This window comes from Peribacillus sedimenti (genome assembly GCF_046237635.1).
GTDB classification, from domain to species: Bacteria; Bacillota; Bacilli; order Bacillales; family DSM-1321; genus Peribacillus; species Peribacillus sedimenti.
This window is the reverse complement of record NZ_CP143547.1, coordinates 2,844,594-2,857,600: the sequence shown is the minus strand read 5'-3', so window position 1 is coordinate 2,857,600 and position 13,007 is coordinate 2,844,594. Positions and strand designations below refer to the sequence as shown.

At 41.9% G+C, this 13,007-nt stretch carries 10 protein-coding genes; 8 read left to right on the top strand and 2 right to left on the bottom strand.

The genetic code is table 11. The annotated features are described in order from the left end of the window. Positions 1-369 precede the first annotated feature (369 nt). Positions 370-534: a hypothetical protein gene (locus V1500_RS14120; protein ID WP_409300132.1), complete on the top strand. Its 165-nt coding sequence runs from the start codon at positions 370-372 to the stop codon at positions 532-534. A 437-nt stretch (positions 535-971) separates the two neighbouring features. Here the strand turns inward: V1500_RS14120 and V1500_RS14115 are convergent, their stop codons facing one another. Further along, positions 972-1,832 (bottom strand): IS3 family transposase, encoded by an 861-nt coding sequence (locus V1500_RS14115; protein WP_409305998.1) that lies wholly within the window; start codon positions 1,830-1,832, stop codon positions 972-974. 11 nt (positions 1,833-1,843) lie between these two features. Next, positions 1,844-2,137, bottom strand: coding sequence for a transposase (locus tag V1500_RS14110; RefSeq protein WP_409300131.1), 294 nt, complete (start codon positions 2,135-2,137; stop codon positions 1,844-1,846). Between the two features lie 538 nt (positions 2,138-2,675). On the opposite strand from V1500_RS14110, the gene V1500_RS14105 reads away from it, so the two are divergent. The 7 genes from V1500_RS14105 (at position 2,676) to V1500_RS14075 (ending at position 13,007) form a co-directional block, all read left to right on the top strand. Further along, positions 2,676-3,503 (top strand): STAS domain-containing protein, encoded by an 828-nt coding sequence (locus V1500_RS14105; RefSeq protein WP_409300130.1) that lies wholly within the window; start codon positions 2,676-2,678, stop codon positions 3,501-3,503. Between the two features lie 436 nt (positions 3,504-3,939). Then, positions 3,940-4,794 carry a glycoside hydrolase family 16 protein gene (locus tag V1500_RS14100; protein WP_409300128.1) on the top strand — a complete coding sequence of 285 codons (855 nt, stop codon included), beginning with the start codon at positions 3,940-3,942 and terminating at the stop codon, positions 4,792-4,794. An 816-nt stretch (positions 4,795-5,610) separates the two neighbouring features. Further along, on the top strand, positions 5,611-6,954 hold the full coding sequence (locus V1500_RS14095; protein WP_409300126.1) for a glycosyltransferase family 2 protein: 1,344 nt from the start codon (positions 5,611-5,613) through the stop codon (positions 6,952-6,954). Continuing rightward, entirely contained in the window at positions 6,951-7,856 is a 906-nt protein-coding gene (locus tag V1500_RS14090) for a polysaccharide deacetylase family protein (protein WP_409300124.1), read from the top strand. The genes V1500_RS14095 and V1500_RS14090 overlap by 4 nt, the downstream gene beginning before the upstream one ends. A 594-nt stretch (positions 7,857-8,450) precedes the next feature. Beyond that, positions 8,451-9,419: an NAD(P)-dependent alcohol dehydrogenase gene (locus tag V1500_RS14085; protein ID WP_409300122.1), complete on the top strand. Its 969-nt coding sequence runs from the start codon at positions 8,451-8,453 to the stop codon at positions 9,417-9,419. A 414-nt stretch (positions 9,420-9,833) separates the two neighbouring features. Further along, a complete protein-coding gene (locus V1500_RS14080; RefSeq protein WP_409300120.1) occupies positions 9,834-11,273 on the top strand; it encodes a glycoside hydrolase family 1 protein in 1,440 nt (479 codons plus the stop codon). A gap of 450 nt (positions 11,274-11,723) precedes the next feature. Then, complete coding sequence (locus V1500_RS14075; RefSeq protein ID WP_409305997.1) at positions 11,724-13,007, top strand: ABC transporter substrate-binding protein; 1,284 nt, start codon at positions 11,724-11,726, stop codon at positions 13,005-13,007.

Below are 13,007 nucleotides of genomic sequence, written 5' to 3'. Positions count from 1 at the left end.
GCTGCAAAGTTTAACGCAATGTAAACACATGGACTAAGGGAAGAGTGGGATGATTTTTGCGCGGACATGGCGAGACCAAGATTTATTCACTGTGGTACAATCTGGCACAAGAATATTTGTTGCCAAGCGGGAAGGATTGCTTGACTTTTTACTTATTTTAAAATAATAATTGGTTAGATTCATACGAGTAACAAAAGGAAGCACAATGATGCATTCTGCCGCTGCTCGGACATGATCAAAGGGGGGGAGAAAAGAATGCAAATCACAGATAAAGCTCGTGAAAGCCTAAAGGTTATATTCAAGGAGCATAATGAAAAAAATATTCGCCTTTATTTTGCAGGCTTTGGCTGAGGACAGCCAAATATAGGAATGGCGCTGGATGCGCCAGAAAAAGATGATATCATCATCACTGTAAATGAAATACAAGTAGCGATTGACCCTATGATTGAAGCAAGCACGGGTGACCTGATCCTCGATGTCAGTGGAGATGGGGAAGGATTCTCGCTGTTGGGAAATGCAGGCAACTGCTGCTAAAAAAAGACCTTTATAGGTCTTTTTTTTGTGGGTAATAAAGCAATATGAATGTCAAAACTGAAATAGTGTGATGATTTATTCCCGAAATTTTGATATGGAAAATGATTAAAAAGCTCGATTCCCGCTGGATTTGGAACAAATAATGTTCAAAAATCTGCATTTTAAAAATGCAGGTCAGATTTTCATTCTCCTTTTGACTCTTATGATTCAAAATTCCCCCTTCATGCTCGAAAAGCAAGCTTCTATGCTCGAGATCCAGAATTTATGCTCGAAATCAAAGCTCCTATGGACTTCAGTCAAGAAAGTGGACAATAGGCTTTGATTTTATTTTGTTCTAAATCTCTAGCGCATTTCGTTTGCTGAAGGTTTCTGAAAGTGATCAGTCAAAAACCTGACTGTTCACTTCATACCCAAATGGTGAAATTATTAGTTATAAACTAGCTTGCGAAACCCATATTTCTCTCGAATTGATTAGGTGAACAGAAGCCTAAAGTCGAGTGTTTCCTTCTTTGGTTATAAAAACTGCTGATGTAGTAATTGATTGCTTTTGTTGCTTCTGCCCGAGACTTAAAACGTCTTCTATAAATTAACTCTTTTTTAATTGTCGCATGAAACGATTCTATGCAGGCATTGTCGTATGGATTGCCTTTTCTGCTCATGCTGATTTTAACGTTAAGTTCCTGCAGCCTCTCCACATACTGGTTAGAACAATACTGGGATCCTCGGTCAGAATGGTGGATTAATTCCTTTGTAGGCTGCCGCGTCAGGAGCGCCATGTTTAAAGCCTGCAGCGGCAGTTCCTTTTTCATATGGGAATCCATGCTCCATCCCACTATTTTTCGGGAAAACAAATCCATCACGGTCGACAAATAAACCCATCCTTCCAGGGTCCAAATGTATGTAATATCTGCTACCCATATCCGATCCCGCGCTTGCGCACGAAATTCTTGATTTAAAAGATTAGGATAAAGGCGCAAATCATGATTGGAATCCGTGGTCACGACAAATCTTTCTTCCGGGATAGCACGCAAACCTAAATCCTTCATGATTCGTGCGACCGTTTTTTTTGAAATCGTATATCCCCATTCGATTAAATCATGATGGACCCTGGGACTTCCATAAGTTCCTTCACTTTCATAGTAAGATTTTTTTATTTTCTGCTGGATTTCTTTCTTGTAAGCCTCTCTTTCGAGGTCGACCCTATCTTTGTTATCTATCCACTTGTAATATCCACTCTTCGATACTTTTAAGACTTTACACATCATCACCACAGTATGTTCATCCCGATGAGCATAGATGAAACTGTAAATTATGCTTGGTTTTTTGTGAAGATGTGCATAGCCTTTTTTAGAATTTCATTTTCCTCTCTTAACTGCTGAATCTCTTTTTCATGCTGTTTTTGTAGTTTTTTAAGTTCTGCAGGTGTTATATATGTCTCTTTTTCTGTCCCGTTTCTTAATTTCTTCTTATATTCACTAACCCACCTGCGAAGAGTGGGATACGGCACTTCCAGCTCGTATGCTACTTCCCGGGCTACCCGGCCCTCCTCAACCACTAATTTAGCTACATATTCTTTAAATTCCGGATCACGATGTTTCCCCACTCTGAACACGTCCTTTTAATAATTATGTTTATTATAAGTTATCTTTTTTACGTGTCCACTTTTTAGACTAACTTGACCTATGCTCGAAATCCAGAATTTATGCTCGAAATCAATGCTTCTATGCTCGATATCCATGCTTCTATGCTCGAAATGCAAATTTTATGATCGATTTGTTGAGCCGTCTCGCATACAAATCGCAAATTAGACTTTTACAAATAAAGCGAGCTTTGATGAATAAAATGATATGGAAAACCGCAACAATATAATGGTAAATATTCCTCTTGTGCGCATACAATAGGAGATCAGAAAACTTCACTTTTGTGGAGTTTTTCTTTTTGTAAAATATGGTTGAAATCAACAGTGCAAGAAGCGCAGTCAAAATCAGATATCCTTAAGAAGGATTCCGACCACCAAAGTCACATCAAGATTTCCTTGTATTTTAATGTCAATTTAAAAGGAAAAATGGATACCGCTTTTCCAGCCTTTTTTTGCTAGAATAAAAAGAAACATCTGCAAAAAAGTATAAGGAGCGTAGCTAATGGCTAAACGTCATATCAGTAAGATTATAAGTGAAAAACTTCTTGTAAATAAAAATCAAATTGCATCAACTATGCTTTTGGAGTTTGTCACAAACACTACATTTGAGATTTCAAGTATAGAAGAGGAGGAACGTACGATCCGTGTATTCGGCGAATTAGTTGAGATTGTAGCAGAAGCATTGTTGGACGAACATGGTGTTTTTGAGCGATCTGAGCTGTGGGGTATGGAAGTAGGGGAGGCTTCACTGAGTTACGGTGGGAATTTGGCCAACACGATTCGATACAGTACACTTTATAAGAAGGTGATCTGGAATTTCGTGCAAAAAGAGAGCGAAGAACTTGGTTTCTCATTTCAGGAATTGACAGACCTACTGATAAACATTGATGAAATTGTGACGAGAGCTACATATGGATTTACCCAGGTATTCGTTAAACATTCAGAGGAAAGATTAATGCACACCCAAAAAGAATTTATGAAAATTTCTGTCCCCATTGTCCCGATTTCAAAAAATATCGCAGCTTTGCCCTTAATCGGGGAAATAAACGAAGAGCGGGCGGAAATCCTGGTTTATGATACATTAAATACCTGCAACCGCCATCGCTTTGAGGTGCTGATTATTGATCTTTCAGGAGTCCAACAGGCAGATTCCATGGTGATTGAAGCCATTTCAAAATTGATTTGTTCTCTACAGCTGCTGGGAATAGAAGCGATCGTCACAGGGGTGAGGCCGGAGCTTAGCGTTTCTTTTGTTAATATGGGGGTAACTCTGCCTGTATCTTTTTACTCTAACCTTCAAAAAGCCATAGAAATGCTAAACAGCAGATAAATATTATGAGCCTGCAGAATTTATGTACGCTTTATTGTTTGTATGAGGATTAATAAGACGCTTAAAAAGTATATTATCCTTATATAGCATCCGAATTTGTAAGTTCTTACAAACCTCGTTTTACTGATTTGGCGAATAAGTCATAGGGAAAGCTTTATCCCAGTTTTTAAAGGACATAAAACAAACCGGTTTGGGAAAACGATTATCCAAAGATGCTCATTACTCATTTCAAAACTATCATAATGGAAGATAAAGTTGGAATTTTTACCAGTTAATCAATTTTAGAATGGGGGAAAAGATTGTAACTGGTAATTTATTTCCTGTTAATATATCACGTTTTTACCGAAGTATAACGACTTTACAATCAGATGTCAGCAAACAAAGGGATAGTAATTAACCATGGAATGGCATTGTTTAAAAGGAGGACTTTCCAAGATTGACTGAGAGAATCGCCGGATTGCTTGCAGGTATGGTGGGTTTGTTCATGGCAATAGATTTCTGTAAAGGGGAGGCGATGGCTGCGGAAAGGGAACTGCAGTGGAGTGGGTATACTTGGGGTGTGAAAGACTCAGGCAAAGTACAGTTCGGTCCTGGACCCAATTATTGGTCTTCTGATTATCGGAATGTCTGGGTGGATGCAGCCGGCAGTCTTCATCTGAAGATCACCTATAGGGATGGCACTTGGTATTCCTCGGAAATATTTAATATGGAGACTCTTGGTTTTGGAACTTATCGTTTCTATCTGGAAAGCAGGATTGACACACTGGATCCAAATGTTGTGCTTGGTCTATACACTTATGATACTGAATCGATAGATGCTGCAGACAAGCATTACCGTGAAATTGATATTGAATTCTCGCGCTGGGGGAATCCCGAAGAATCTAACTCATGGTATACCGTTCAACCACACACTGAAATAGGTAATGTACAGCCTTTTAAATCTGAATTCAGCGGAGAATATTCCACACATTCCTTTTCATGGGCTCCGGAATATATAAGATTTCAGTCCTTGCATGGCCATTATGCGCATCCACCGCACAACGATTATGTATCCCATGATTGGCTGTACGAGGGAATGTATGTCCCGGACAGCAGCCAGGAAAAGGTGGATTTAAATCTGTGGCTTTTTGAAGGAAAGCCACCTCAGGACGGAAAAGAAGTCGAAATCGTCATCCGAAAATTTGAATTTGAGCCTTTTGATTGGGCAATGGGTTTAGGCGGGAAGAGGTCTTTAGAAAAAGGAGCAATGCTAAATCGCAATGCAAATATGCTGGGACGTGTAAGATGGTAATGCTGTAATACGGGCCTTAAGGATCTTTGAGGCGACACATTGTTTATACAATGTTGACGTTCGTTTTTCACATAGTGTTATTGATAACGGAAAAAGTGTTTGACGTGAGCGATACTATTTTCATGTAATAAAACAACGGCATTCTGTATTGTCGTTGTTTTTTCTAATTCCATAAACATAAAGAAGACTGGTGAGTTATCATTTTTTGTTCTTTATAATGAACGATAGTGTGCGTGAAACACTCATTTGGAGAAAGTGGTTTGGTTTGTGTTCACGAAATCAGACCAAACCATGTTTCGCAGGAGGAACTGGTTGGTAAAGATGCTGAACAATACGAATTTTTTACCGTCTGTAAAGATATGAACCTTATGATAATAGCTGACTAGATATGCATTTAAGATTTACATGCCTTTTTCTGCAAAAGTAATCTTTCACCTTCTTCGCGTGTCGATTTACCCAGACTGCCACCCAAATGGTACCATATTTAACATATACGCATAAAAACAAGGGCATCTATTCGACATAATACTATAAACATTATGCGAATTTTCAAATGTAACCCCTTCCATTTTTGGGGTCATGACGGGTTTACACTAGTTTTGATATGTTTTATCGAAGCTATAGAAATAGGACTATTTATCTATTATGCTAGGATTTGTGATTGAAAGAATGATAGCGAATTCACAAACTTTTGACATACAGATGAAAAAGGAGGATACATAACGTGCATAATGGTTCTTGACAGTGGCGGTAGATTGATAGGTAAGCCATGGATTCCAATACGAGAAAAAAAGGTAAATCGAAAGGAGAAAACAAATGACACTGCTTTGGATATCGTTGGCGATTTTTTTCACGTTTATCATGTTTCAGAGTTTTTACATCCTGGTGCCACTGTTCAAGAATGAGGAAAGAAGGAGGTCCCTCGTTACGAAGAAGCACCGCTTCTCGGTCCTCGTGCCAGCCTATAACGAGGAAAAGGTGCTCTATCAATGCATCGTGGGCTTTAGGCAGAGCAACTATCAAAATGCAGAGCTCCTGATCATCAACGATGGCTCCACCGACGGAACCATGAAATACCTCGAGGAGCTTCTGGGTTTACAGGAATGCAAGAGACCGAAACAGCAGAACCTGCAGCACATGATGATACGCGGCATGTATCATTCCAGCAAATATGACGATATCTTCGTCATTGATAAGGTAAACGGCGGAAAAGCGGACTCGCTCAATGCCGGGATCAACTACAGCGATGGGGATATCGTGATCACGCTTGATGCGGACAGCATCCTCGATCCTCAGGCAATCGGCGAAATGAACCGGGAATTCCAGCCAGATGAAGTCGCTGCATGCGGCGGGAATGTCCTGATTGCCCAGGCCTTCCAGGGAGACCTGAGGAACATGGAACCGACCTTTCAGGTTAAGCCGATAGTCGGCTACCAGCTCCTTCAGTATCTCATCGATTTCTACCTGTACAAACGGGCCCAGGCGTCCCTCGGGACCATGACTGTCATTTCAGGGGCGTTCGGAGCGTTCCGCAGACATGTCCTCGGTGAGATCGGGGGGTTCAGGAAAACGATCGGAGAGGACATGGACATCACGCTGAAACTCCATCTGTGGCTTAAAGAAGGGGGGAACAAGAACCGGATTTCCTTCGTACCGACGGCGAAGTGCTATACGGAATGCCCGGACACCTTAAACAGCATGTTCAAACAGCGAGTCAGGTGGCAAAAGGCATTCATCGACTGTCTGTTCCACTATAAGAAATTTTACTTCCACAAATTCACGAAACGGTTCAGCTTCTTCTTCCTTTGCGACCAGTTCTTAATCGGTACGTTGAATGCGTTTCCGGTGCTTGCGACACCGGTATTGCTGCTATTGAATCCAGGAAGCCTGGAGGTTGTGCTCGCCCTTGGCCTATCCGCTGTGACTCTGTTTTTGTACCAATCCGTCATTATGCTCTACATCGCAAAGGAGCATGGTATCGCGTTCTATGGCTGGGACCTCGCCAAGGTCGTCCTGTTCCTGTTCAGCGGGATGCTCGTCTACCGAATGATCAATCAATGTTTCGTGATTTATGGAACGGTCAGCTTCTTTCATCAGAAGGATGCTTGGAATAAGTTTGAAAGAAGGGGCGAAATTGCCCTGGGAAGGGTGGAATCATGAGAGTTTTTATCGCTACAGGATATGCCATGCTGCTTTCCACGATTGGCATGGTCATCTTCTATGCTTTTGAGGAAAAGGCCTTTGGTACCCAAAAGCCGCTGGTCTCTGACGGAAAGCCGCTAGGTTTGGAAGCATGTAAGCCATTGACAAGGACCTTTGTAAATGATGGTGTGAATAAGGCGGTCCCGATCCTCACTTACCACCATGTCATCAAGGAAGAGGACTTGACAAAGGTGCATTACGAGAGCATGGGGCACCTGTACCAAACGATCATTACGGCAGAATTGTTCGAGGAGCACCTGAAATTCCTGAAGGACAATGGCTACACGAGTCTTTCGCTTGAGGAATTCCGCAGGTTTATGGCAGGGGAATCGGATGTGCCTAAAAAGAGCGTATTCCTCACCATTGATGACGGGTTCCGGAACAATTATGTGGAAGCCTATCCGTTGTTGAAGAAGTACGGATTCCAGGCGACTAATTTCCTCATTACCGCAAAAGTCCTAAAACAAGACGTGAAATATGATGCATCCGCATCCCAGTACCTGACGTTCAAGGAAGCAAAAAAGGCCTGTGATGTGTTTGAATACCAAAGCCATACGTTTGATTACCATAAAATTGGAAAAAAGCGGTCGTATCTCGTTGAAAAGCCTAAAGGCAAAATCGAAAAGGACATCGCAAAGAGCATCGTTCAGTTAGACGGGGAAAAAGGCGGATTTTCTTACCCGTACGGCCAATATGATGAAGAAACCATACAAGCGGTGAAGGACCTGGGATTCGAGATGGCCTTCACGACGGAAGAAAGGCCAGCTAACCGTAAAGACTCGATGTATGAGATACCGAGGTATCAAATCGTACCGACCATGGGCGTGGAGGATCTTCGTGCCATCGTGGAAATTCATTAAGAACGAAAAAAAGATGAAGCGTATACGGCTCCATCTTTTTTCATGTCTTTCATTGACCTTATTACCAAATGATCAGCAGCCGCATCATCGTGCTTTAGCGTCGGCAGCAGGCAGGGCTTGGGTGGATTCGGCAGGGAGGCTTCATTTGCAATTACCTACGAAAAGGGCACATGGTATAAGTCATTTTATCTTCTGACTCAATGGGCTTTCATATTATTTTCTGAAAATTTCCTCTCTTATATCTTCATGCAATCACTCATCAATCGATTCCTAAAAAAAGAGTTATTGTTTATACCAGCCTTAATGAATAACCTTAATAATGTATGGAAAGTACAGGATGCAATGAATCGTAGCGAAAAAATAACAACGATTCTCATTTTACTCAGTATGCCCCAATGAATCAGCTGAGTTTTTTATAGCAATATTTTGGATAAGCGCAGACAATCATACCTTGTAAATTCTTGAAAATAAGCAGATTTCTGAACTATTCTAGGACGTAAAGTGGAAGTTGTAAATCCTTATATGAAGGTATTTTTAATTCTAAAGAGAATTGATGGAATATGTATGTAAGAAACGGATATGAGGAGGTAGCTCATGAAAGCCGTGTTTTATGATAAATATGGCGCACCAGATGTTCTGCAGATCAAAGAGGTCCCAAAGCCCGGTCATGCGGATGATCAGGTTTTGGTAAAAGTGCATGCTGCATCAGTTAATTATGGAAACCTGGTGCTTTTAAAAGGAGAACCTTTCTTGGCACGCTTTGCTTTCGGTCTTCTTAAACCTAAGTATTCAATACCTGGAGGTGACATAGCAGGCCGGGTTGAAGCCGTTGGAGCCAATGTTAAGCAATTCCAGCCTGGTGATGAAGTGTTTGGAGACCTGTCCGGCAGCGGTTGGGGTGGTTTTGCAGAATATGTATCTGTTCCCGAACATGCATTAGCACCGAAACCGGCCAATCTGTCATTTGAGGAAGCTGCAGCGATTCCCATGGCAGGAACAACTGCACTTCAAAGTCTTAGGGATAAGGGCAAGCTTTGTCCGGGGCAGAAGGTTTTGATCTATGGAGCATCAGGAGGAGTCGGTACATTTGCCGTACAAATTGCCAAAGTACTTGGGGCTGAAGTAACTGCTGTGTGCAGTACAAGGAATATAGACATTGCACGGTCGATTGGGGCCGACCATGTCATTGATTATAAAATTGAAGATTTTGCAAACAGAACGGAGAAGTACGACCTGATTCTTGGTGCAAATGGAAAACAGCCGATATCGGTTTACAAGCGTGCATTGACTCCGAAGGGAGTTTTTGTTCATGTTGGAGGATCGGGGAGCCAAATGTTTCAAGCTATGGTAATGGGACCTTTCATTTCTAAGACGGATGGGAAAAAATTTGGGACCTTTTTACAAAGGGCAAACCAAAAAGATCTTTTCCTGCTGAAAGATTACCTTGAGACAGGCAAAGTAAAACCAGTCATAGACAAACGATATACACTGGCCGAGGTTTCTGAGGCATTTAGGTATTTTGCAGACGGGCATGCACAGGGAAAAGTGGTGATTGCAATCTGAAACTGCATTTATATAGTAAGTTTGGTGTTTATTTAGGAGTAGGAGCATCTAAGAAGAACGTCATCTTCTTAGACTCGAAGTCTGTTTGGAAGACTAAACATGTGTTACCGAGGAAAGTTAAATCAGTTTTTACAGCAGGGATACCTAAGTCAATATCCGGATTCCTAACATAAGAATTTGTTATTATCTAAAGGGCATTTTTTGAATCGTATTTTATTTGTCTTTTTTATTGAACTGGATTATGGTATGTAATATATGGTTTATTTTGGCAGTTACCATATGTACAAAATGTATGAATAATTGGTTTAGGAGTAATGTATTTCAATAGGTAACTTGATTAGTAGGTTTGATGTCCATTCCAAGTGGTGTTGTTCTATTAGAGCACCTCGATCATTCAGGATAAGGAGAAATGTCATGATCCATGAACAATTAAAGGAATTTCCAGAGAATTTTTTATGGGGGGCCGCTTCGGCAGCGTATCAGGTAGAGGGTGCATGGGATGAGGATGGGAAAGGGGTTTCCAACTGGGATATGTTTGTCCGGATTCCAGGCAAGACATTTAAAGGAACTACAGGTAACGTAGCAGTAGATCACTATCATCGTTATAAAGAAGATGTTCAGCTGATGGCTGAGTTGGGAATGAAATCATATCGCTTTTCAGTAGCCTGGACAAGGATTTTTCCAAGCGGCAGAGGTGAGATCAATGAGAAAGGGCTCGAGTTCTATGATCATCTAATCAATGAATTAGTGAGACATAACATAGAACCCATCCTGACGCTGTATCATTGGGATTTGCCTCAGGCACTCCAGGATGAATACGGGGGATGGGAGTCCAGGAAGATCGTAAAGGACTTTACCGATTATAGTATTGCATTATTCAAGCGTTTTGGGGACCGCGTAAAATATTGGGTAAGCTTAAATGAGCAAAATATATTTACGATGTTAGGATACCGCATGGCAGCCCATCCGCCTGGAGTGACTGATGACAAGCTTTTCTATCAGGTAAACCACCACGCTAATCTTGCAAACGCCAATGTCATCAAGGAGTTCAGGAAATATGTTCCCGACGGAAAAATCGGGCCGAGCTTTGCCTATTCACCAGCTTATCCGCTTACAAGCAATCCAAGGGATATCATAGCTTCTGAAAATGCGGAGGAACTGAATAGCCACTGGTGGATGGATGTATATGCGTGGGGAAGATACCCTAAGTCCGCATGGAATTATCTGGAGGAAAATGGACTTGCCCCTACTGTGGAGGAGGGTGATTTTGATTTGCTGCGTGAAGGTAAACCTGATTTCATGGGCCTCAATTACTATCAGACCACAACCTTTGAGGAAAATCCGTTGGATGGCGGCGTTTCTACCGGCCAGATGAACACGTCCGGCAAAAAAGGGACCTCCAAGGATACGGGAATCCCGGGAGTATATAAGACTGCAGCCAATCCAAACCTTGAAAGGACGGACTGGGATTGGAACATCGATCCTGATGGTTTAAGGATTGCACTGCGCAGAATCACAAACCGGTACAATCTTCCAATCCTGATCAGTGAAAATGGTCTTGGAGCATTCGACAAGGTAGAGGATGGCGACGTCATAAACGATGAGTACCGGATTGATTTTATCCGTGCCCATATACTCGCGATAAAGCAAGCGATTTCTGACGGCACGGAAGTTTTCGGTTACTGTGTTTGGTCGTTCTCTGACCTTTTAAGCTGGCTAAACGGCTTCCAAAAGCGGTATGGCTTTGTATATGTAAATCAGCACGAGGAAGGCGAACATGACCTGCGGAGAATTAAAAAGAAAAGCTTTTACTGGTATAAGACTGTCATCGAATCGAACGGGAAAAAAATATAAGAAAAATTGCCCCTTGTATACTGCAAGGGGTTAAATTTTTAAGGTCCTTTATGGAAAACGGTTTCGTTAATGGTGGACGTTGATCTATTCATTCTTGAAACTCACTTTTTTGGTGCTAGAATGTAATCTTTTTTATGGTGAGAATTAAGTAAAAAAGATGCTTTTTTTAAATGTCTATTCAAACCAGGGACAGAATTTTCAAAATATTTACAAAAAAATCTTGATTTAGGGAATATCTTCTCCTATAATTCAAATTGTAAGCGGTTTCTTATTAAGAGAACAGCTTATTTTTTCAAGAGTTTTGGAAACCGCTTTCTTAAAATAGGAAGCTGCAATATGCAAGGTATGATGTATGCTGCCATCACGCTAAGGAGGTGAAAGGGAAATCAATTGTTTGTCCCTTGGTATTTATGAAACTATGAAAATATGGGGGTATTTATTTTGAAAAGAATGAAAAAAGTAGTTGCATTAGGCTTATCCTCTGTGCTTGCGCTTTCTTTGGCAGCCTGCAGCGGTGATGGTGAAAAAGCATCCGGGACCAAGAAAGGCGGGGATGTTGAATTAACTTTCTGGGCGTTCGGAGCTACCGGGTATGAGGAGCTTGCAAAGGAATATGAAAAAGAAAATCCAAATGTGAAGATTAAGATGAGATCAGCAGAGACAGCTGAACATCATGATGCTCTATTCACTGCTCTGTCGGCAGGTAGCGGTGCACCGGATATTGCTATGCTAGAAATTGACCAGATTGATCGCTTCAAGGCAGCGCAGGATCGATTCGAGAACCTGTACGACCTCGGTGCAAAAGATGTGCAGGACCAGTATCTCGACTGGAAATGGAAGGGCGGAGAGAATGAAAAGGGTGATTTCCTGATTGGATTGCCGACGGATATCGGGCCTAAGGCTTTATATTACCGTACAGATCTATTTGAGGCAGCAGGCCTGCCTACTGACCCGGCAGAGGTGTCTTCATTGATCGACTCTCCGGAGGCTTTTGAGAAAGCAGGCGTACAGCTGAAAGAAAAGACGGGAAAACCCTTTGTAGATAGTATCGAAATGGCTTATCGTGCTTATCTGGATGCAGCACAGGAGACCTATCTCAATCCAGAAGGAGAACTGCTTTTGGATAAGGATGGAAACAGCGTAAAGAAAGCTTATGATTATGCGGTGAAATTAAATGAACTTGGCATTGTCGGCAAATACGATATGTGGACCCCTGAATGGGCCAATGCGGTGAATAAGGGTGAGTTCGCAGCAGAATTAGGTGCTGGGTGGCTGAAAGGCTGGATGGAAGGAAATGCAACCGATGCCGTTGGAAAGTGGAGGGTAGCCACATTGCCAACGGAGTTTGCTGCAAACTGGGGAGGTTCCTATATTTCCATCCCTGCTGAAACGGAACATGCAAAAGAGGCATATGAATTTGTAGAATGGCTCGTTTCTCCTGATAACCAGCTTAAGTCATTCCAGTCTAAGGGATTGTTCCCGTCCGCACCAGCGGTTTATGATATGGAGGAATTCAAATCCAATGAAGATGAGTTCTTCGGCGGACAGAAAACGGCTCCGGTATTTGCCGAAGCTGCACAGGATATCAGCGGTGCCGTCTACAAAGGTGAAAAGTACTTCCCTGTTCATCAGGAAGTGCTGAATGCGCTGAAAAATGTCCAGAACAAGAAGGCAGATCCGGAAAAAGAATGGAAAGCAGCGATCAAACGCGCAAAGGATCTAATCAAAAAATAA

Bases quoted from the DNA above. Each gene is read 5' to 3' on its own strand.
- V1500_RS14120 (WP_409300132.1), top strand. From the start codon at position 370: ATGGCGCTGGATGCGCCAGAAAAAGATGATATCATCATCACTGTAAAT.
- V1500_RS14105 (WP_409300130.1), top strand. From the start codon at position 2,676: ATGGCTAAACGTCATATCAGTAAGATTATAAGTGAAAAACTTCTTGTA.
- V1500_RS14095 (WP_409300126.1), top strand. From the start codon at position 5,611: ATGACACTGCTTTGGATATCGTTGGCGATTTTTTTCACGTTTATCATG.
- V1500_RS14090 (WP_409300124.1), top strand. From the start codon at position 6,951: ATGAGAGTTTTTATCGCTACAGGATATGCCATGCTGCTTTCCACGATT.
- V1500_RS14085 (WP_409300122.1), top strand. From the start codon at position 8,451: ATGAAAGCCGTGTTTTATGATAAATATGGCGCACCAGATGTTCTGCAG.
- V1500_RS14080 (WP_409300120.1), top strand. From the start codon at position 9,834: ATGATCCATGAACAATTAAAGGAATTTCCAGAGAATTTTTTATGGGGG.
- V1500_RS14075 (WP_409305997.1), top strand. From the start codon at position 11,724: ATGAAAAAAGTAGTTGCATTAGGCTTATCCTCTGTGCTTGCGCTTTCT.